This window comes from Micropepsis pineolensis, from assembly GCF_055392125.1.
Map to the genome: position 1 here is coordinate 2,689,728 of NZ_AP042408.1, position 21,458 is coordinate 2,711,185.

Annotated in this window: 18 protein-coding genes and 1 riboswitch; of the genes, 7 read left to right on the forward strand and 11 right to left on the reverse strand. The window is 59.4% G+C overall.

Annotated elements, in window-relative coordinates; genetic code table 11:
* Positions 1-93 precede the first annotated feature (93 nt).
* Entirely contained in the window at positions 94-732 is a 639-nt protein-coding gene (locus ACZ5RI_RS11960; protein ID WP_464513435.1) for a TetR/AcrR family transcriptional regulator, read from the reverse strand.
* Positions 733-957: 225 nt separating this feature from the next.
* Here ACZ5RI_RS11960 and ACZ5RI_RS11965 point away from each other — a divergent pair, with 225 nt between their 5' ends.
* The 4 genes from ACZ5RI_RS11965 (at position 958) to ACZ5RI_RS11980 (ending at position 5,986) form a co-directional block, all read left to right on the forward strand.
* Positions 958-2,511, forward strand: a complete 1,554-nt coding sequence (locus ACZ5RI_RS11965; protein WP_464513438.1) for a DHA2 family efflux MFS transporter permease subunit — start codon at positions 958-960, stop codon at positions 2,509-2,511.
* Between the two features lie 152 nt (positions 2,512-2,663).
* Complete coding sequence (locus ACZ5RI_RS11970) at positions 2,664-4,208, forward strand: efflux transporter outer membrane subunit (RefSeq protein ID WP_464513441.1); 1,545 nt, start codon at positions 2,664-2,666, stop codon at positions 4,206-4,208.
* A 19-nt stretch (positions 4,209-4,227) separates the two neighbouring features.
* Complete coding sequence (locus ACZ5RI_RS11975) at positions 4,228-5,271, forward strand: EmrA/EmrK family multidrug efflux transporter periplasmic adaptor subunit (RefSeq protein ID WP_464513443.1); 1,044 nt, start codon at positions 4,228-4,230, stop codon at positions 5,269-5,271.
* 94 nt (positions 5,272-5,365) lie between these two features.
* Positions 5,366-5,986, forward strand: a complete 621-nt coding sequence (locus ACZ5RI_RS11980) for a TetR/AcrR family transcriptional regulator (protein ID WP_464513445.1) — start codon at positions 5,366-5,368, stop codon at positions 5,984-5,986.
* A gap of 59 nt (positions 5,987-6,045) precedes the next feature.
* Here ACZ5RI_RS11980 and hemN read toward each other — a convergent pair whose 3' ends face one another.
* Both hemN and ACZ5RI_RS11990 read right to left on the reverse strand, forming a co-directional pair.
* The gene (hemN, locus tag ACZ5RI_RS11985) at positions 6,046-7,392 is read right to left on the reverse strand and encodes an oxygen-independent coproporphyrinogen III oxidase (protein ID WP_464513447.1); all 1,347 of its coding nucleotides are present in this window, start codon (positions 7,390-7,392) and stop codon (positions 6,046-6,048) included.
* 470 nt (positions 7,393-7,862) lie between these two features.
* The gene (locus ACZ5RI_RS11990) at positions 7,863-8,729 is read right to left on the reverse strand and encodes a fumarylacetoacetate hydrolase family protein (RefSeq protein ID WP_464513448.1); all 867 of its coding nucleotides are present in this window, start codon (positions 8,727-8,729) and stop codon (positions 7,863-7,865) included.
* 220 nt (positions 8,730-8,949) lie between these two features.
* On the opposite strand from ACZ5RI_RS11990, the gene ACZ5RI_RS11995 reads away from it, so the two are divergent.
* Positions 8,950-11,760 carry a bifunctional transaldolase/phosoglucose isomerase gene (locus tag ACZ5RI_RS11995; protein WP_464513449.1) on the forward strand — a complete coding sequence of 937 codons (2,811 nt, stop codon included), beginning with the start codon at positions 8,950-8,952 and terminating at the stop codon, positions 11,758-11,760.
* A 74-nt stretch (positions 11,761-11,834) separates the two neighbouring features.
* Here ACZ5RI_RS11995 and ACZ5RI_RS12000 read toward each other — a convergent pair whose 3' ends face one another.
* Complete coding sequence (locus ACZ5RI_RS12000) at positions 11,835-12,335, reverse strand: low molecular weight protein-tyrosine-phosphatase (RefSeq protein ID WP_464513450.1); 501 nt, start codon at positions 12,333-12,335, stop codon at positions 11,835-11,837.
* Positions 12,336-12,483: 148 nt separating this feature from the next.
* Here ACZ5RI_RS12000 and ACZ5RI_RS12005 point away from each other — a divergent pair, with 148 nt between their 5' ends.
* The gene (locus ACZ5RI_RS12005) at positions 12,484-13,626 is read left to right on the forward strand and encodes an alpha/beta hydrolase (protein WP_464513451.1); all 1,143 of its coding nucleotides are present in this window, start codon (positions 12,484-12,486) and stop codon (positions 13,624-13,626) included.
* A gap of 80 nt (positions 13,627-13,706) precedes the next feature.
* Positions 13,707-13,834: riboswitch (FMN riboswitch) on the forward strand.
* A 1-nt stretch (position 13,835) separates the two neighbouring features.
* Positions 13,836-14,735: a DMT family transporter gene (locus tag ACZ5RI_RS12010; RefSeq protein ID WP_464513452.1), complete on the forward strand. Its 900-nt coding sequence runs from the start codon at positions 13,836-13,838 to the stop codon at positions 14,733-14,735.
* Here the strand turns inward: ACZ5RI_RS12010 and rpiA are convergent.
* The 7 genes from rpiA to cyoA form a co-directional block, all read right to left on the reverse strand.
* The gene (gene rpiA, locus ACZ5RI_RS12015; RefSeq protein ID WP_464513453.1) at positions 14,732-15,439 is read right to left on the reverse strand and encodes a ribose-5-phosphate isomerase RpiA; all 708 of its coding nucleotides are present in this window, start codon (positions 15,437-15,439) and stop codon (positions 14,732-14,734) included. The genes ACZ5RI_RS12010 and rpiA overlap by 4 nt on opposite strands.
* 97 nt (positions 15,440-15,536) lie before the next feature.
* On the reverse strand, positions 15,537-16,469 hold the full coding sequence (locus ACZ5RI_RS12020; RefSeq protein ID WP_464513454.1) for a sugar kinase: 933 nt from the start codon (positions 16,467-16,469) through the stop codon (positions 15,537-15,539).
* 138 nt (positions 16,470-16,607) lie between these two features.
* Positions 16,608-17,474, reverse strand: coding sequence for a heme o synthase (cyoE, locus tag ACZ5RI_RS12025; RefSeq protein ID WP_464513455.1), 867 nt, complete (start codon positions 17,472-17,474; stop codon positions 16,608-16,610).
* Positions 17,471-17,848, reverse strand: a complete 378-nt coding sequence (gene cyoD / locus ACZ5RI_RS12030) for a cytochrome o ubiquinol oxidase subunit IV (RefSeq protein ID WP_464513456.1) — start codon at positions 17,846-17,848, stop codon at positions 17,471-17,473. The genes cyoE and cyoD overlap by 4 nt, the downstream gene beginning before the upstream one ends.
* Positions 17,848-18,468, reverse strand: coding sequence for a cytochrome o ubiquinol oxidase subunit III (cyoC, locus tag ACZ5RI_RS12035; protein WP_464513457.1), 621 nt, complete (start codon positions 18,466-18,468; stop codon positions 17,848-17,850). Before cyoC ends, cyoD begins: the two co-directional genes overlap by 1 nt.
* 4 nt (positions 18,469-18,472) lie before the next feature.
* Entirely contained in the window at positions 18,473-20,443 is a 1,971-nt protein-coding gene (cyoB, locus tag ACZ5RI_RS12040) for a cytochrome o ubiquinol oxidase subunit I (RefSeq protein WP_464513458.1), read from the reverse strand.
* An 8-nt stretch (positions 20,444-20,451) separates the two neighbouring features.
* Positions 20,452-21,369 carry a ubiquinol oxidase subunit II gene (gene cyoA, locus ACZ5RI_RS12045; RefSeq protein ID WP_464513459.1) on the reverse strand — a complete coding sequence of 306 codons (918 nt, stop codon included), beginning with the start codon at positions 21,367-21,369 and terminating at the stop codon, positions 20,452-20,454.
* Positions 21,370-21,458: the final 89 nt, after the last annotated feature.

Consider the following 21,458-nt stretch of genomic DNA (forward strand, 5'->3'; position numbering starts at 1 on the left):
AGAGAATAGAAATATTATGACATAAATAGATACTGGCCCGCATTGCTACAAGCCCTATCTGGCTGGGGCATTTTAAAGCCCCGCAACCACCATTTACGGCTTTGCCCCGGCAGATTCCGCCCCGTAAAGACGCAGGAACAACCCTACAATATCCATAGCATGGGTACGGATATCAATCCCGTCACCAAGTGGATCATCCGGGCAAAGCAGCCGCCCAAGCGTGTAAACCCCGGAGCACAGCGACAACAAAAACCTTGCACAACGACGGGGATCTTCGGCCTTCAAACGACCATCCGCCATCATGCGACCGATAAATTTTTCTGCATGCACCACGCCCTGCTCGATACATTCACGAAAGAACGCCCGCCCCAGTTCGGGAAACTGCGGCGATTGCGCGACCACCATGCGCAAAAACTCGACGGCATCGGGTTGGAAGGTTTCCCCCATGAAGCGGGTGCAGAAATCCTCCAGAATGGTCCGCGTATCGCCGGAATAATCATGGTTGCTGTACAGCCGATCCATGAACTTGGCACATTCTTCCCGCGCCACGGCAATAAACAGCGCGTCTTTGGACGGAAAGTAATGGTACAGCGTGGTCTTCGACCCGCCCAGCTTGGTTGCAATCGCCGACATCGAGGTGGCGGCATAGCCGTTTTCCAGAAAGCTGCGATGAGCGACATCCAGAATCGCATTACGGCGGTCATCGCGCCAGTTTTTCACCATTTCAGCCATTACACACCCTCGAATGCGCCCCATTTTTTACGGGGACCATAACGCACTGGGGCCATAACAAGTATCGCCCCGAAAAGCAGCCGGAAAACACCTTGCTGAGAGCCCGAAACAAAAAAACTGAACCGTACGGGTCAGTTTTTTTGTTGACAACGGACGCACCCAACCCTTATACACGGACTAAATTGAACCGTACAGTACTGTACAGAAATAATTGTGTGAGTGCAAGTGGTTACACAAGCAGCTACGACCTCTATACCTCTCCCCAAGCGACCGGAACCCAAGGGCTTCCTGCTGGCGGTCATCATCTTCATCCTGGCAATGGCGAACTTTCTCGCCATTCTCGACACCACGGTCGCCAACGTGCTGGTCAACCATATCGCCGGCGGCCTGGCCGTTTCGACCAGCAGCGGCACCTGGGTCATCACCGGCTACAGCGTCGCCGAAGCCATCATGGTGCCACTGACCGGGTGGCTGGCCGAGCGATTCGGCCCGGTGAAGGTTTTCTCGGTCGGCATCCTTGGCTTTGGCCTGTTTTCGCTGCTGTGCGGCATGGCCACATCGCTCAACATGCTGATCGCCTGCCGCATTCTGCTCGGCATGTCTGGCGGGCCGCTGATGCCGCTGTCACAGACACTGCTCCTGAAAATCGTGCCCCGACGGTTTGCCACCCCCGCCATGGCGGTGTGGTCAATGACCACCGTTCTGGCCCCGATTGCCGGGCCGGTACTGGGCGGCTGGCTGGGTGATAACTGGGGCTGGCAGTGGGCTTTCTACGTCAAGGTGCCGTTTGCCCTGGCGCTGGGCTTTCTGGCCTGGAAGATGCTGCGCCCCTATGAGACGCCGATCAAAAAAGAGCAGATGGACTTCTCTGGTCTGGCTTTGCTGATCCTGTGGGTTGGTGCGTTGCAGATCCTGCTCGGCACCGGTCAGGACGCCGACTGGTTCAATTCCGACATGATTGTCGGCCTGGCCATTATCAGCGCCGTTGGCTTCAGCACCTTCCTGATCTGGGAAGGCAACGAAAAAAGTCCGGTGGTCAATCTGTCGATCTTCGCCAACCGCGCCTTCTCGGTTTCGCTGGTCGTTATCTTCCTGGCCTTTGGTGCGGTGTTTGCCGCCATGGTCCTGACGCCGATGTGGCTGCAGGGTGCCATGGGCTATACCGCGACCTGGGCGGGCTATAACTCGGCCATCAGCGGCGTGCTGGCAGTGGCTGCCGCCCCTGCCGCCGCCATTCTGATGACCAAGATAGACCACCGGCTGATCATCATGGTGGGGCTTCTGGTTGGCGCCGTGTCGGTGCTGATGCGCGTCGGCTACACCGACCAAGTTACCTTCTGGCAACTGGCCGTGCCGCAATTGCTGCAAGGACTCTGTCTGCCGCTGGTGATGATTCCGCTGATGGATATGTCGGTCAGTTCGCTGCCACCCAAAGACATTGCGGCGGGTGCCGGTCAGTTCAACTTCGTCAGAACGCTGGCCACCGCCTTCAGCACCGCGATTGTCTCCGCCATCTGGCAGGATGCCATGAAGTTCAAGCGCGATTCACTGGTGGGCAGCATGGATACGCGCGGCGCCCTCAACCATTTCACCGCACAGGGCACACCGATCGAACAGGTCCGCAGCACACTGGATGGTCTGGTGCAGGGGCAGGCTGTGCAGCTTGCCACCAACTACACCTTCCTGCTGATCGGCGTCACGCTGCTGATTGCGGCCGGTGCAGTATGGCTGGCCCCGCGCCCGCGCCCCGCTGGCGGCAGCGGCCCGGCACCACATTAGGGGGGACAAACATGCGTCACCATCCGTACCAACCATACCTGTCCACCCCGGCATTCCTGTTTAACAGCTTGCGTAGGCAGCAAAGCACTACGCCCCAACACGAAGAGAAAATAATGGGCCCAGTACATACCATTCCCCTTAAGGCGCCCCATATGAGCGGTTTAGCTTCTTCCCATAGCGCAGCCAGCTGCGCGACCGCTTATGCCTTAAGGGGTCTTAGCAAGGGCGGCGTCCCCCCCAAATTTCGCGTCGCCCTTGCCCTTCTTCTGAGCGGTCTGGCTTTGGCCGCCTGCACACCGAACCTTGGCCCGAAGCCGCATGTGCAGGACGTCTCGCAGTTTGCCGCAAGCGACAGTTTCAAGGCCGCGCCCAGCGACTGGCCCAAAGAAGACTGGTGGAAAGGCTATAACGACGCCCAACTCACGGCACTGATCGACGAAGCCCTCAAAGATTCGCCAAGCTTAAAAATCGCCTCGGCGCGCGTGCGGGCCGCGGTGGCACAGGCGGGTGTCAGCGAAGCCAATTTGTGGCCGACGATCAACGCTTCGGGCAGCTTTTCAGAAACGCAGCTCAGCCAGAACCAGCTCGGCAAATTCCAGCGCGCCTATATTCCGTCGGGCTGGCATCACGAGGCCCAGATCACCGCAGGCCTGCAGTATGAGCTGGATTTCTTCGGCAAGAACCGCGCCGCGCTGGCCGCTGCCACATCGGCTGCCGAAGCGGCCAAAGCCGATGAAGCCGCCGCCCGCCTGCAGATCTCGACTGCCGTTGCCACGGTCTATGCCCAGCTGGTGCAACTTTATGCTGACCAGAAACTGGCGCAGGAAGCCCTGCAGCAGCGCGAGGAAAGTGCAGGCCTGACCAAACAGCGTTTTGCCAACAATCTGGAAAATGACTCGGCCGTGGCGCAGGCTGATGCCCAGGTCTGGAGTGCCAAGGGTAATCTCGATACCGTGGCGCGCCAGATTACGCTGACCCAGAACCAGCTGGCGGCCCTGATGGGCAAAGGCCCGGATCGTGGCCGCAGCATCACCGCCCCGTCGGGGCAGGCCAGCCTGCGCTCGCTTGGTCTGCCGGATCAGTTGGCCCTGTCGCTGATCGGACGCCGCCCGGATATCGTGGCGGCCAAGAAACGCGCCGAATCTGCCGCGTCCGGGATCAAGGTCGCCAAAGCCGGTTATTACCCCGAGATCAATCTGGTCGGTCAGTTTGGTGTGCAGTCTCTGGATGCCAAATATCTCATGACCGAGATGTCGGAAGTCGGTGGCTTTGGCCCATCGATCACCCTGCCGATCTTTGATTATGGCCGTCTGGACAGCCAATATGGTCAGGCCCGGGCCAATTACGACACCGCCGTGGCCAGCTATGACGCCACGCTGACCGACGCCTTACGCGATGTCGCCGATGCCTATGCCAACCGCAAAAGCGTCGAGACGGAACTGACCCATGCCCGCGGTGCGCTCAAAGCCGGCGAGAAGGCCTATCGCGTCATCAAGATCCGCTATGCGGCGGGGCTGGCACGCTACATCGAAGTGCTGTCGGCCGAAACCGATCTGATCAATCAGCGCCGTACGGTCGCTGATCTGCAGACCGGAGCCTTTGCCTATGACATTGCCCTGATCCGGGCCCTTGGCGGTGGCTACACCGCCCCTTCCAAAAATACTGGCGATACCACCGCCACCACCAACAAACGCTAAGACGTAAGGAGTTCGTTTCATGGCTCGCAATGGGTCCACATCTGGTCCGATGGGTTGGTTGAAGGGCAGCGACCTGTCGGTGCTGACCGAAGAAGACCGCAAGAAGCAAAGGCGCGGTCGTCAGCTGGCCGCGTTTGCGGTGGTGCTGGCGCTCATCGCCGCTGCCGCCGTATTGTGGTGGCTGCTGGTTGGTTCGCGCTATGTCTCCACCGACAACGCCTATGTTCAGGTCTCGTCCGCCGAAGTGACGCCGCTGACCTCGGGCACGGTGCTGGATGTGCCGGTGCACAATGCGCAAAGCGTCAGAAAGGGCGATGTGTTGATGACCATCGATCCGGCGGATGCGCAGCTCGGCTACAATCAGGCCGAAGCCGGCTATCAGCTCACCATCCGCAAAGTGCAGGGTTATTTCACTGCACTGGATGCCCGCAAGGCTGATGTCGAACGCGCCCGTCTCGACTATGACCGCCGCGAAAAAATTGCCAAAAGCGGTGCGGTTTCCGGCGATGAAATCGCCGCCGTACGTAACGCCTATGAATCCGCCAAGGCCGCGCTGGCTGCTGCGGAAGCCCTGACCCACGGCACCGACGTAATGAGCCACCCGGAAGTGCTGGCGGCCAAGGCCGCCCGTGATACCGCCAAGCTCAATCTGGACCGTACCGTGGTGCGTAGCCCGGTCGATGGCGTGGTCACCAGTCGTTCGGTGCAGATCGGCCAGCGCGTGCAGGCTGGCACCCCGGTGATGGTGGTGGTGCCAATCGCGCAGGTCTATGTCGATGCGAACTACAAGGAAGACCAGCTGGCCAAGGTACGGGCCGGTCAGCCTGTCGTTCTGACTTCGGACCTCTACGGTTCCTCGGTCAAATTCCACGGCCGTGTCGCCGGTCTGTCGGGTGGTACGGGTTCAGCCTTCTCGGTCATCCCGGCCCAGAACGCCACCGGCAACTGGATCAAGGTCGTCCAGCGCGTACCGGTGCGTATCGAGCTTGATCCCAAAGAGCTCGCTATCCACCCCTTGCGCGTTGGCCTGTCAATGGACGCCACCATCGACGTCTCAAAATAAAAGCATCGGAGAAGAACCAGTGCCGGAAACCAGACCTGTAATGGGTTGGCTTCCGGCGGGCTCCCACAGAAACCACAGATCTAAGGAAGCGGATATGGATATTGCAACACCAGACCAAGCTGGCAACAACAGTACTGACCGTAGCGGTTCCTATCACCATGGCGATCTGAAGAATGCGCTGCTGACAGCCGCGCGGACCATGTTGGAAAACCAGACCACAGCCAGTATCAGTTTCCGGGGTGTGGCCCGCGCCGCCAATGTCAGCCATGCCGCACCCTACCGCCATTTTGCCAGTCAGGAAGCCCTGCTGGCCGAAGTGGCCCGCCATGGCTTTATCGAGCTGCGCGACGAAATTTCGACCATCTGCGGTGAAAACCAGCAGAGCCAGATTTCCAGCCTGTGCCGGGTTTACATGGGCTATATACGCAATCATCCGGCCTTGTCGCGGCTGATGTTTGAATCGCAGATCCTCAACCGGCAGAGCTATCCGGCCTTACGCAGTGCCGCACGCGACATCGGTGTTGAGATCGGCATCATCCTGAACAACACCACCCTTGGCCTGTCGGTCTGGGGCGCCCTGCACGGCATGGCGATGCTGATGCTGGAAGATATCATCGAGTTTGAACACAGCCCGTCAAATATCGAGGACTATGCGACGCGGGCGGAGCATATGCTGAATACCCTGGCATCCCCGCGTGACATGAAGGCAGCATAATCACTGCACGCCATCAGATACGATAAACGCCGCACCACACCGTGCGGCGTTTTTTTTGATCAGACCGCCACCGAATGCACCGCCCCGCCACGCGGCAGATAGGCATCGAAGGCCGCCGCGGCCAACCGCACGCCAAAACGCGCCTCGGGCGGCACCGACAGGCGACCATGTGCATGGTGGACGAAGCCTGCCTCACACAAGGGCTGCAGCCGTTCAAGCTCGTCACGGAAATCGGCTGATGACTTGCCGAACGGTGCGGCAACAGCATCAAGGTCGACCGCCAGATCGCACATCAGCCGTTCAATAATCGCGCCACGCAAGCGATCCTCGTCCGACAGCGCCACACCACGGGCCACCGGCAGCATGCCCGCCTCGACCTGTTTGCGATATTCCGGCACCGGGGCGATATTCTGGACATAGCCCTGCGGCAAGGCCCCGATGGACGAAGCCCCCAGCCCGATCAGCGCGGGGGCGCCATCATCGGTATAGCCCTGAAAGTTGCGCATCAGTTTGCCCGCCGCCAGCGCCTTGGCCAGCCCATCGTCAGGCAGAGAGAAATGATCCAGCCCCACCGGCACATAACCGCCAGCGCAGAGCAGCCGATGGGCCAGCTCATATTGTTTGAGCCGCGCCTCGGCACCGGCCAGCGTTTCCGGCCGGATCAGTTCCATATGCTTTTTGAAATGCGGCACATGGGCATAACCGAACACAGCAAAACGCTGCGGCTTCAGTTCCAGCGTGCGGGCAACCGTTGCGGCCACCTCGGCCTCGCCCTGATGGGGCAAACCGTAAATCAGATCGATATTGATGCCGGTAATTCCGGCGGCGCGTAAGCGCTCAATCGCCGACTGGGTGACTTCGTGTGGCTGAATGCGATTGATCGCCTGCTGCACCACTGCGCTTTCGTCCTGCACGCCGATACTGGCGCGGTTGACGCCCGCCTCGGCCATTGCGGCAATGGTGGCGTCGGTCAGATCGCGCGGATCGATTTCAACGGCAAATTCCGCATCCGGCGCGAAGGGAAAATGGCGGCGCAAGGCAGCAGTCAGCCGGGCAATATGTTCGGGTGACAAAATCGTTGGCGAGCCCCCGCCCCAGTGCAAATGGGTGACGGGGTGGTCAGGTCCGATTTTCGCCGCCAGAAGCTCAATCTCGGCCAGCAGGGTGTCGAGATAGGCCCCCACCGGCGCATAGTGATTGACCACCGAAGTGTGACAGCCGCAGAACCAACACAGCGTATCGCAGAACGGCACGTGGATATAGAGCGACAAGGGTTGCCCCGGCTGCAAACGGCCCAGCCAATCGGCATAGACAGCAGCATCAACCGCGGCGGAAAAATGCGGTGCGGTCGGATAGCTGGTGTAACGCGGCACCCGGGCCGACAAAAGATCAGACAGATTCATCATGGCGGGGGGACTTTACGCGTGGAATGCCCCGCCCGTCCAGCAGGCCGGTGACCTTACTTTTGTGGGGAGATCGGGCGTTTTAGCGGGCATCAAGCCCCATCCGCCTAAGGACTATCCTGTATTTTGTCGATGACGTTCAACATTCAACAACCATAGCCGCAGGAAGACCGTCAAAACGGTCTGCCGACACGCGTTTAAGCCCCATTTTCCTTGCATTTTAGGGCCTGTTGTGCGATACATATCTTGTCCCGCTGGGATGCCAGCAAAAGGGACGCAAAGACGGATCCGCTCCGCGGATCTGTCGGCCTCAAGCCACAGTGCTAGGCCGAAACAGGGCGCTGCCGCAAGCGACAGCGCCCACTGTTTTGAAGACGGTTTAAAGTTTCCAAAGCCAGACTTACACGTATCCTGCATAACAGCCTGACTTAAAAAAAAGCCGCACCGCCAATGCGGCTTTTTTTTGTCTGCCGTTACGCAGGCAGGGTTTCCGCCACACAGCGGCCTTCGATATGGCCCAGCTTATCGATCTCGATACGGACGATATCGCCGTCCTTGAGAAAAACCGGCGGTTTGCGCCCCATGCCAACGCCACCAGGCGTGCCGGTGAAGATCAGATCGCCCGGCTCCAGCGTCATGACCTGGCTGACATAAGACAGCTGATCCCACACATTGAACAGCAGATGGCGCGTGTTGGAAGATTGCCGTTTCTCGCCATTGACGTAGCTGGCAATGTTCAAATCATGCGGGTTACCAACCTCGTCGGCGGTCACAATCCAGGGGCCGAAGGGGGCATGGCCGTCAAAGCCCTTGCCCAGCATCCATTGCGGCGTGGCGTTCTGCCAGTCGCGGGCGGAGATATCATTGCCGCAGCAAAAGCCGAACACCGCCGCCGGGGCATCCTCTTTGCCAATGTAGCGCCCGCCGGTGCCAACCACCGCGACCAGCTCGGCCTCGTAATCGACCTTGGCCGACACCTTTGGCAGGGGGATCGAATCGTAAGGCCCGTTTGCCGAAGTCGGCTGCTTGCAAAACCATGTCGGATTTTCCGGCAAAGCGTGGCCCATTTCCGCAATATGATCGCGATAGTTTAGTCCGATCGCCAGAATCTTGCCCGGCCGCGGGATCGGCGCCAGCAGCCGGACTGATTCCAGCGCCAGCCTTTCGGTGCTGTTTTCGGCCAGCACCTTGAGCCCGGCGGACAGGGTATCCCACGCGGCAATCAGCCGGATCGGATCTGTTCCCAGCGCCGGAGCTGCACGCGATACGGGAAATATGCCATTTTCATCAATAATACCAAGCTCAGCCGCCCCACCGGCGCTAAAGCGAGCGAGTTTCATAGCTGTATCCTTTTTATGACATGAGACGGTTATTTTTCCAGTTTAAGTATAGACCGGCAAGCGCTATGTAATATGTCTGACAAATACCCCCGCGAACTCTGGCCGCAGTGGGGGTATGCGAGGGTATCGTTTTGCCCCTCGACCAGATAATACTACGGCGATCGATAAAGACGACCGGGAAACTGCCCGGCAGAAACGACGAAGGACCCGCGTATCCAAGATGAACCCGCTGAAAGATCTCGAAAAATTCGGACAAGCGCCCTGGCTGGACAATTTAAGCCGCGGGCTGGTGCAGAGCGGCGAGCTGAAACGGCTTGCTGACGAGGAAGGCATTAAGGGCCTGACCTCCAACCCCGCCATTTTTGAAAAAGCTATCGGTCACTCCGACGAGTATGATGCGGAGATTGCCGAGCTTCTGAAAAGCGGTGTCACCGATATTGCGGCCCTTTTCCGCCGTCTGGCCGTGACCGATATCAAGGCCGCTGCCGATGCGCTGAAGCCGGTTTATGCCGCGACCAAAGGCGTTGACGGTTACGTCAGCCTGGAAGTCTCGCCCTATATCGCCCATGACGAAGCCGCTACGGTGGCCGAAGCACGCGAGATCTGGGCCGATGTTGATCGCCCCAACCTGATGGTCAAGGTGCCCGCCACTGCCGAAGGCGTGAAGGCGTTCCAGACGCTGATCTCGGAAGGCATCAACATTAACGTTACGCTGCTGTTCGCCAAGGACGTCTACGTCCAGGTGGCTGAAGCCTATATCGCCGGCCTGGAAGCGCAGCCAAAGGATGCCGATCTGTCCAAGATGGCCTCGGTCGCGAGCTTCTTTGTCAGCCGTATCGACGCCATGATTGACGATAAGCTGGATAAGCTGATTGCCAAGGCTTCGGGCGACAAGAAGGCTCTGCTGGAATCGCTCAAGGGCAAGGTGGCAATTGCCAACGCCAAACAGGCGTACAAGGAATATCACAAGCTGTTCTCTGGCCCGCGCTGGGAAAAGCTGGCGGCCCGTGGTGCCCATCCGCAGCGTCTGCTGTGGGCCTCGACCGGGGTAAAGAACAAAGACTATTCTGACGTGCTCTATGTCGAAACCCTGATCGGCCAGAACACCGTCAACACCATGCCGCCCGCCACCGTGGAAGCCTTCCGCGACCATGGCACGGCTTCCGACAGCCTGCCGCTGGATCCCGAAGGCGCCGACAAGGTGCTGGCGGATCTGGCCAAGGTCGGCATCTCGCTGGACGAAGTGACCGATTTCCTCGTCGTCGATGGCGTGGACAAGTTTGCCGTCGCCGCTGACCAGCTGTTTGGCGCGATTGCTCAGAAGTCGGACAAGCTGACCGGCCATGCGCTGAAGCTGACCATTGATGCGGCTAAGGCAACCGCCGCTTTCGAAGCCGCCAAAGCGAAGTGGACCGCCGAAGGCACCATTCGTAAGCTGTGGGCCAAGGACGCCTCGGTGTGGTCGAAGACAACTGAAGCCAAGTGGCTCGGCTGGCTTAATATCCCGACGCGGATTGCGGCCGAACTGCCGGCGCTGGAAGCCTTTGCCGCCAAGGTCAAGGCCGCTAACTACAGCGACATCGTGCTTCTGGGCATGGGCGGTTCCTCGCTCGGTGCCGAGGTGGTGTCGACCACCATCGGCCAGCAGCCGGGCTTTGCCAAGTTCCACATTCTCGACTCCACCGATCCGGACGAAATTTCCAGCCTGGATGCCAAGATCAATCTGGCAACCACGCTGTTCATCGTCGCGTCGAAGTCGGGCAGCACGCTCGAACCGAACATTTTCAAGGCCTATTATTTCGATAAGGTCACCAAGCTGGTTGGCAAGGCACATGCTGGCAAGCAGTTTGTTGCCATTACCGACCCGGGCTCGAAGATGGAAAAGGTCGCCAAGGCTGATGGCTTTGCCGATATTTTCCTAGGTGATGCCACCATCGGCGGTCGCTTCTCGGTGCTGTCGATGTTCGGTCTGGTTCCGGCCGCAGCGGCAGGCGTTGACCTGAAGAAGCTGCTGACGGAAGCCACCCAGATGCAGGCCGCCTGTGGCGAGCTTTCGCCCCCGGCCACCAACCCCGGCGTGCAGCTGGGTCTGGCGCTGGGCACGCTGGCCACCCAAGGCGTCGACAAGCTGACGGTGTTCGCCTCGGCGGGCCTCAAGAGCTTTGGTGCCTGGCTTGAACAGCTGGTGGCCGAATCCACCGGCAAGGGCGGCGTTGGCATCATTCCGGTCGATGGCGAACCGATTGCCAAGGCCAACAAGTATGGTGACGACCGCGTTTTCGTCTCGCTCAAAATCAAGGGCGAGAACGAGAATGACGAGATCATTGCCCAGCTGGCCAAGAAGCATCCGGTCATCACCATCGAAGTGGATGGGCCGTATCAGCTGTTCCGCCTGTTCTATCAGTGGGAAATGGCGACGGCGGTTGCCGGTGCGGTGCTCGGCATCAATCCGTTCGATCAGCCCGACGTTGAAGCCGCGAAAATCAAAACGCGCGAGCTGATGGATAAGGGCGGCGCTGGCACCTATGTTCCCGCCACGATCAGCGAGAATGGCGTGTTGGTCTTTGCCGATGCCGCCAATGCCAAGGCACTCAAGGGCAAGAAGACGCTGGCCGACGTGCTGGCGGCGCATTTTGCCCGCATCGCCCCGAACGATTATGTGGCGATCCTTGCCTTCATTGAACGCTCAGAAGCCAATGCGGCGGTGCTGGATGCCATTCGCGCCAACATCCGTGACAAGAAGGGCGCTGCGGCCGGTCTCGGCTTTGGTCCGCGCTTCCTGCATTCAACCGGCCAGGCCTATAAGGGCGGCCCGGCCACCGGCGTGTTCCTCCAGATCACCGGCAACCACAAGGTCGCGCACAATGTGCCCGGCGAACAGTATGGTTTCGGTGCCGTGGTGGATTCGCAGGCCGCGGGCGATCTGGCGGTGCTGGAAGAACGCGGTCGCCGCGTCATCCGCATCCATCTGCTCGACGTCGAAAAGGGCCTCAAAACCCTGAAGGCGGCGGTCAAGCAGGCGCTGGTCTAAACCTAGCGTCTTACATACAGAAAACGGGCGGCTCATCACCGCCCGTTTTTTTGTTGCCGGTTAGCTTAAAACCGCTATTTAGCGGCTGCCATCTTCTCCGGAATAGCATCTTCGGTCAGCCTGTCGGCCAGCGCCCGCGCAGCCTGGGCCACCATGTCCCAAACATCCTGAAATTCCTGCGCGCCGCCATAATAAGGATCGGGCACCGAAGTCCCGACTTTACCGTGAACATAGTTCATCAGTAAATCGACATGCGCGGGGGCCCCGGGCGGGCTTAAACGCTTCAGATCGTCGGTAATTTCACGATCCAGTCCCAGGACGAGATCGTAGTGATAGAAGTCTTTCTCACGGATCTGACGGGCCTTATGGCCTTCTATGTCAACCCCGTGCGCCTTGGCGACATCACACGCCCGCGGATCGGGAGACTGGCCTTCATGCCAATCACCGATACCAACGGAGTCGTATTTGATATCCAAGTTGCGGCGCGCACATTCGGCGCGGAAAGCGGCTTCAGCCATGGGCGAACGGCAGATGTTGCCCAAGCAGACAAACAACACGGCGAGTTTTTCACTCACTTCGCGCACTCCCTTACGTTTCCACTTATAGGGTTAGCACAAAACTGTCATGCTGGTTAGCCATCAATCAGACATTAGGACGCTTTGCCTCAACCCCAAATAGTAACAATTCTTGCCAGAGTGCCCCGCCAGATGCAGGAATACTGCGATGCGATATGTACTGATTTTGGCCCTTTTAACGGTTCTTGCGGGATGTGCACTGGACGATGCCGCCCCGGTCCATTCGGTTTATCGCAGCCCGGACGCCCGCCCCACCCTTGCCAGTATCGTATATGTTACCGACCGCGCCGCCGACACGGCGGCCCCGGGCGGCTTTGGCACCCGGTGGGCGGCCACGGCGTCGTGCGGTCAGGTCGATGCGGTTATTCCGGCGGCACCGTTACCGGGACAGGATATGCCGTGGGGCTATATCACCGCCAATCACCCCACCGCCTGCACCACAACGGCACAAAGCGGCGCACTGGCCGGTGCCGTAACGCCCCTCGTCGCCGCAGCCGCGGCACAGAACTGTCATCAGGTTCTGGTGTTTGTGCATGGCTTCCACACCGGCTTTGATGGCGCGGTGCTGCGCGCCGGTCAGATTCGGGCCGACACGGCCTATCCCTGCCCAGTGGCTGCCTTCAGCTGGACCAGCGAGGTTGCCCTGAAACGCTATGAGGTGGATCTGGAACGCAGCTTTTATGCCCAGCCGCTGTTTGCCGAATTTCTCCGCGAACTGAACGAAGCGGGGCTTGGCGTTAACATCATTGGCCACAGCATGGGGGCAAGGCTGGCGCTGGCGACACTGGCCGGGTTTGCCGATGGCCGGACCGCAGCGCTCAAACCGGTGCCCAAACCGGTGGCCGAACTAATCCTGAGTGGGGCTGACATCGGGGCGGAGCCGGGGCAAAACGACTTTCTGCAACTGGCAGCCCGTGCCGCGCCCTATGTTGGCCGCATCACCCTTTATGCCTCGCACGCCGACAGCATGTTGGCATTGTCTGCACGCAACCATGGCGGCGTCGCCCGTCTGGGGGCCAGACTGGATCCACCAGCCCCGGACGCCGTAGCCACCAGCATCGACCTGATTGATGCGGGGCATGTGCCCGCCGACACGGTGGGCCACAGCTATTACGCCATGAGCTATGAGGTGCTGGCCGATATGGCCCGCGTGCTGAAAGGTGAAACGCTGGCCAGCCGCATGACAGACAATTTGACCCCGGCCAGCGTAACCGGCGGCACCCCACCCCGCCCGCGATCGGACCGCAGCCCCCGCCTGATCAGCCATGTGCTGGCCGACCTGATCCCCTAGGGGCAGGCCCTGTAAACCATCCTCCGGCCCCGGCTTGGCAGCGGGGGCGGCTTGGGGTAAAACGCCCGCCGTGGCCACAGCCACATTCTCAGAGGCGGGGTGCAATTCCCCACCGGCGGTATAGCCCGCGAGCGCCCGTGTAACGGGGTCAGCAGATTTCGGTGTAATTCCGAAGCCGACGGTACAGTCCGGATGAAAGAGAAGGTGTAATGTTTAAATCGCTATTCCGGTCGGCCCCTTTGCGCGGCGCGGCCTATATGGTGACGGCAGGTGTGCTGTTCGCCCTGATTAACATCCTGACCCAGTGGCTGGCGCTGCACTATCACTATCCGTCGATGGCGCTGGCGTTCTGGCAATATGGGCTGGCGCTGGTTTTCTTTCTGCCGCTGCTGATCCGCCATGGCGTGCGCGCCTTTCGCACCACGCGGCCGTGGCATCACATTCTGCGTGTGGTGCTGGCCACCATCGGGGTGCAGTTCTTTGTTGCAGCCCTGACCCATGGCGTGGCGATCTGGCAGGTGGTGGCACTCGACATGACCTCGCCCTTTCTGGCCATTCTGGGCGCGCATCTGTTTCTGGGTGAAAAGATCGGTGTCCGGCGCGGATTGGCTGCCCTTGTGGGCTTTGCCGGTGGCATGCTGATCCTGGCACCATGGTCAACGACGTTCACGCTCTACAGCCTGTTCCCGCTCGGCTCGGCCGCAATGTGGGCGGCGTTTTCGCTGATGACCAAATCCTTTGTCGCCACCGAAAAGCCCGAAGCGGTCACGGTGTATCTGCTGGCGCTGCTCACCCCGATCAACGCGGTGTTTCTGGCGGCGGGCAGCGGCTTTGCTTTGGCCACCTTTGCTCCACCCACAGGGAATGTGCTGGGCATCATTGTGGCGCTGGGGGCGCTGACCGCCGTCGCGCAAGCTCTGCTCACCCGCGCCTATGCCAGCGCCGATGCGGCCTTCTTACAGCCCTTCGATAATATCCGTCTGCCGCTTAATATCGCCGCGAGCTATCTGGTGTTTGCCACCGCACCGCACGGCTATCTGTGGCTGGGCGCAGTGCTGATCCTTGCCGCGTCGCTCAGCCTGCTGAAAGCCGAGGCGAAGCGCGATTAACGCGGATAAATCACCTTACAGCCATCGGGATGGGCGAGGATCAGCGCCTCGGCCATGCCGGTGAACAGGCCGTGTTCGACCACGCCCGCGATGCACGACAGCGCGGTTGCCAGCGCCCCGGCATCGGTAATGGCACCGAAATGGCAATCGTAAATCACATTGCCGCCATCGGTCTTGAACACGTCACCATTCTTTTCGCGTAACACCAGCGGCACATCGGCATAGCCCAGTTTACGCGTAACATCCGTGATGCGCATGGCGGTGGTTTCATGGCCGAAGGTTACCACCTCGACCGGCAGCGGGAACTGGCCCAGCCGTTCGACCAGTTTGCTGGCATCGGCAATGACGATGAAGCGCTTGGCCGAGGATTCGACGATCTTTTCGCGCGTCAGGGCCCCGCCGCCGCCCTTGATCAGGTTCAGATCGGCATCGGCTTCATCGGCACCATCGACCACCAGATCCAGCGGGGCCAGATCGGCCAGTTTCTTAAGTGGAATGCCAAGGCCACGGGCCTGTTCGGCAATAGCTTCTGAAGTCGGGGTGCAGACAACCTTCAAGCCCCCCCGCACCCGCACACCCAGCAGATCGACGAAAGCCGCCGACGTACTGCCCGAACCAAGGCCAAGCTTCATGCCCGGCTCGACAAATTCGAGCGCGCGGGCTGCCGCGGCATATTTCAGGGAACGGATTTCTTCGGGGGTCATATTCGCCACCATACGCAATCGGCCTTCAGCGGCCACCAATTGATGGCGCCAGCTCTAGCAGATGTCGCCGCGCGCAGGAAAGGCGCCAAAGCGCCACCTATCCAAAAAAGAAAACCGGCATCGCGTCGCGCGGAATGATGGCGCCGGGGTGCTGCACCACGATCGAAGCCAGCTTGTTGCCGGAACGGGCGGCAACCTCGGGCTTCTGGCCCTGCAGCCGGGCGGCAAGATAGCCCGCGGCAAAGGAATCCCCCGCCCCGGTGGTATCGACCACCTTTTTCACCGCAAAGGTCGGCACCGCAATCGGCGCATCGCCAGCCATACGCACCAGCGTGGGATCGACGCCGCGTTTGATCACCACCTCGGCCGAGGGCAGCGCCAGCGATTTTTCCAGCGCTGCCGCCGTATCAAGGCCATAGAGGGCGGCATTATCCTCCAGCGTAATGAAGCACATATCGGCATTGGCATAGGCCCGTTCGTACCAGGCCAGCGTATCGGGATTGCCGCGCCACAGCCGGGGGCGATAATTGTTGTCAAAAGCCACCTTGCCGCCACGGGCCCGCAAACGCTCGATCAGGCCAAACAGGCGCTCGCGCCCGCGCTCGGGCTGCACCGCAAGGCTGATGCCGCTGAAATAGAGCATGTCGATCTGATCCAGCTGATCTTCCAGTGCGCAATCGGCGGCAACGAAGAAATCTTTCGCCGCGCTCATATCGCGCCAGTAATAAAAGGTCCGCTCGCCCTTGTCGTCGACCTGAATGGTGTAGAGACCGGGCATTTTCCCCTCGTCCCGGCGGACCATGGTGGTGTCGATACCTTCCTCGTTCCAGGCAGCGACCATGGCATCGCTGTAGGCGTCGTTGCCCAGCTGGGTGGCATAGGCCACGCGGATATCGCTGTCGGCGGTCAGCCGCGCCAGATACACCGCGGTGTTCAGCGTATCACCACCAAAATTCTGCTGCATGGTGCCAAACATTTGCCCGCGCAGCTCGATCATGCACTCACCAAACAGCGCAATCCGACATGCCATGACTTTCGCTTCTCCACCCGATATTTCCCACCGCTCTAGCACGTTAAGAATCACCCGGAAACAGCGAATCTGACACCGGTATCATTGACAGCGCTGCCAAATCGATTTGCCGCAGAGGAGGTATGGTGGGAAAAAAGGTCAGACCGGCAGGCGGATCGCCATCGACAGGCTTAAAGCGACGACGGTAATCAGCGAGCACAGCAACTGGCGGCGGGCCCAGGCAATGGTCTCGCCATACTCCCACAGCGCCAGCCCCAGCCAGTAACCGCCCGACAGCAGCGCCACGGCCAGAAAGCCATAGCCCGCATAACCCGACAGCGTCATCAGCATAGCGGTCAGCAGAAGCGCTGTCAGATAATAGCAAATATGGCGGCGCGCCCACGCCGCACCATGGCGCAGCGGCGGCAGGGGGATGTGGACGGCGGCATAATCCTCGGCCCGCAGCAGTGCGATGGCATAGGAATGCGGCATTTGCCACAGGCAGAACAGCAGCATCAGCAGCACCATACCGAAATCGACCTGCCCCGCCGCCGCATAGCCGATGGCGGGTGGCACCGCGCCCGACAGGCTGCCGACCAGCGTGCCATGGACGCTCTGGCGTTTGAGCCACAGACTGTAAAGCCCGACATAGACCGCAATTCCGAACAAGGCGAGCAGGGCCGGGGCAGGACCGATCCGACCGAGCAACCCCAGACCGGCCAGACACAGCAGCACTGCCACCACAAATGCCACGCGCCGATCCGCCACGCCGGTAACCAGCGCGCGGTGCCGGGTGCGGGACATCACCGCATCAATATTGCGGTCGATGATATTGTTGAAAATACCACTGCCCGCCACCACCGCAGCCGAGCCGCACAGTGCCAGCGCAAAGACCGGCCAATCAATCCGGCCATGGGATGCCAGCATGAAGCCGCCCAGGGTGGCGACCAGATTGCCCAGCACAATACCCGGCTTGGCAAGGCGACCATACACAGCAATCCGGGCACCCCAGCGTGCCCCTGTCATGGGGCCATCATATGGTGGCCGATGCTGGTCATGATCCACACCGAACCACCGACCAGTATGGCAACAATGATCACGGTGAAGACGAAGGACATCAAATTCCAGCTTTGCGACCGCGACAGATCGATGTGCAGGAAATAATGCAGATGGACCACGATCTGGATCAGCGCGCAAACGATAATCAGGCTGATGGCATTACCTTGCGGCAACAGCTTTTCCATTACCACCGCAAAAGGCAGTGCGGTCAGAATGACCGAGAAACCAAAGCCCACCAGATATTCCGCAAGGCCGCCATGGTGAGGACCACCATGATGAGAGGCTGCCGGATGGGGAGCGCCGGAATGTGGCAGAGCATTCTGGATTTCGAGTTCGTCCATCACACGACTCCCATCAGATAGACTTCGCTGAACAGGCAGATCCACACGATATCAAGAAAGTGCCAGAACAGGCTTAAGCACATCAGCCGGCGCGGAACCGAACCGCCCGAACCGCGTTTGAGGATCTGCCCGATCATCACCGCCATCCAGATCAGACCGCAACTGACATGCAGCCCGTGGGTGCCGACCAGTGTGAAGAAACTGGACAGGAAAGCGCTGCGATCCGGGCCGTAACCGATAGCGATAAGATGCTGAAACTCGCAGACCTCCATAATGACGAAGCCAAGCCCGAGCAGAAATGTCAGCCCCAGCCAGGCCAGCAGCCATTTGCGCCAGTTCAGCCTGAGCGCCAGTATGGCAAAGCCATAGGTGACCGAGCTGAACAGCAGGAAAAAGGTTTCGACCAGAACATAGTCGAGTTCAAAAACATCCCGCCCGGCAGGCCCTGCGGCAGTGTTGGCGCACAGCACCGCATAGGTGGCAAACAGCCCCGCGAACAGCACGCAGTCACTCATCAGATAGATCCAGAAACCGAATACGGTCTTGTCATCATCATGATGCGCGGCATGGGTAGGCCGGGGCGCGCTGAACGAAAAGGCTCCGGGAAGATCGATCTGCATGGTATTAGCCCTCCCGGGTCAAGACATGGGCCCGCTCGATCCGTGTCACGATGGTCGCGGGTACGAAATAGTCGGTATCGTCATCCAGCAGGCGCCACAAAAGCACCGCGAACATCACCAGGAAACTGGCAATCGCCATCCACCAGATATGCCAGATCAGGCCGAAACCAAGACCGATACTGACAATGCCGATCAGCGGACCGGCCGCAGAATTGCGCGGCATATGGATGTCGTGGAAGCTGACCGGCATGTCACAGCCCAATCCGGCCGCCTTGCGCGCGGCCCAGGCATCCCGGCCAGAGACATTCGGCAATTCAGCAAAATTGTAAAATGGCGGCGGGGAGGATACCGACCATTCCAGTGTGCGCCCGTTCCACGGATCGCCGGAATAATCGCGCAGCTCTTTGCGTTTCCAGATGCTGTAGGCAATCTGCAACAGAGTGAACCCGATACCAGCGGCGATAATCAGTGCCCCCAGCATCGCCGTATGTAACCAGGGAATCCAGGCGGGATTATCGTAATGGCTAATGCGCCGGGTCATACCCATGAAGCCCAGCACATAGAGCGGCATGAAGGCGACAAAGAAGCCGACAAACCAGCACCAGAACGACGCTTTGCCCAAGCCCGCATGCAGCTTAAAGCCCATCGCCTTGGGGAACCAGTAGTAGATCCCGGCAAAGACGCCGAACACCACACCGCCAATGATCGTGTTATGGAAATGGGCAATCAGGAACAGGCTGTTGTGCAGCACAAAATCAGCCCCCGGCACCGACATCAACACCCCGGTCATCCCGCCCAGCGTAAAGATGATCATGAAGCCGATCGTCCACAGAATGGGTGGCTCAAACCGGATACGGCCACGAAACATGGTGAAAAGCCAGTTGAACATTTTCGCGCCGGTTGGCACCGCGATAATCATCGTGGTGATACCGAAGAAGGCGTTGACGTCGGCCCCGGATCCCATGGTGAAGAAATGGTGCAGCCAGACGATGAACGACAGAAAGGTGATGGCTATCGATGCCCACACCATCGATGTGTAGCCAAACAGCGGTTTGCCGGAAAAGGTTGCGGTAACTTCGGAGAAGATACCGAAACAGGGCAGCACCAGAATATAAACTTCCGGATGGCCCCAGGCCCAGAACAGATTGACATACATCATCTGTTCGCCGCCGAAATCATTGGTGAAGAAATGCATGCCGAGATAGCGATCCCCCGCCAGCAGGGCCAGCGTCACCGTCAGAATCGGAAAAGCGGCAATGATCAGCGTGTTAGTGCACAAAACCGTCCAGCTGAAAATTGGCATATCCATTAGCTTCATGCCGGGGGTGCGCATTTTCAGGATGGTGACGAAGAAATTCACCCCGGTGAGCAGCGTTCCCAGCCCGCTGATCTGCAAACTCCAGATGTAATAATCCACCCCGACATCCGGACTGAACGCCAGCTCCGAGAGCGGCGGATAGGCGGTCCAGCCGGTCTTGGCAAACTCGCCAATCGCCAGCGACATGTTAATCAGCACCATGCCGGAAAAGGTCAGCCAGAAACTTAGCGAATTAAGGAACGGAAACGCCACATCACGCGCGCCGATCTGAAGCGGCACCGCAATGTTCATCAACCCGATCACCAGCGGCATGGCAACGAAGATGATCATAATCACGCCATGAGCCGAAAAGACCTGATCGTAATGATGCGGCGGCAAAAAGCCGTGATTGGCACCATAGGCCAGAGCAAGCTGGGCCCGCATCATCAGCGCATCGGCAAACCCACGCACCAGCATGACGATGCCCAGCACGATATACATGATACCGATTTTTTTATGATCGACCGAAGTAATATACTCCGTCCACAGCCATTTCCACTTACCCAGCCAGGTCAGCAGGCCCGCCACAACCAGCGCGCCGAGCACCATCATTCCGACAGCGCCCATGATAATGGGTTCATGATACGGAATGGCATCAAGGGTGAATTTTCCGAACATGTTTGCCCCTACTTCATCGGCATGTCATGGGAATCAGGATGATCCTGTCCCGTAGCGTGTGTCATTTTATGATCCGCACCGTGGCGCATCGTGCCGCCATAGCGATACTTATCGAGCAGACTCTGGAAAAAGCCCTTAGGAACGGTGGCGTAATAGGCGACAGGGTTATTCTGACTGGGTTTGGCCAGCGCAGCATAGTGATCGGCGTCCAGCGTACCGCCCAGCGTGCGGACCTTGGCCACCCAGGCATCGAAATCCTTATCCGACACGGCATGGTCCTTGAATTTCATGCCCGAGAAACCGGCACCGCTATAATTGGACGATATGCCGTCATAAATCCCGGCATGATCGGCAATCAGATGCAGCTTGGTCTTCATACCGGCCATGGCATAGACCTGTGTGCCTAGCCGTGGGATGAAAAAGGAATTCATCACGGCATCCGATGTGATGGAGAAATCCACCGCCCGGCCCACCGGCATGGCCATTTCGTTGACCGTGGCAATGCCTTCTTCGGGGTAGATGAACAGCCATTTCCAGTCGAGCGCCACCACTTCGACTTTGAGCGGTTTGCCCGGCACATCAAGCGGCCGATAGGGATCGAGCGTATGTGTACTGATCCAGGTCATCACGCCCATGATGATGATCAGGATAACCGGCACACCCCAGACAATGGCTTCCAGCACATTGGAGTGCGACCAGTTCGGCTCATACCGCGCCCCGGCCGACGCCCGGTAGCGATAGGCGAAAATCAGGGTGAGCACGATAACCGGCACCACCACAATCAGCATCAATCCGGTGATGATCAGGATCAGCCGTTTTTCTTCGGCCCCCACCTGGCCCATCGGCGAGAGAACATCAAGTTCGCAGCCCCCCAGCAGAAGGGCGGGCAGAACGATCATACTCAGCAGGCCAAGCACTCGTTTCATGGCGACCCCAAGTCTTAAGGTGCCGAAAATCGCGGCGGAGAATGAATCACCCAAAGGCAACCACCATCCCCGCGGATTTTAAGAATTCT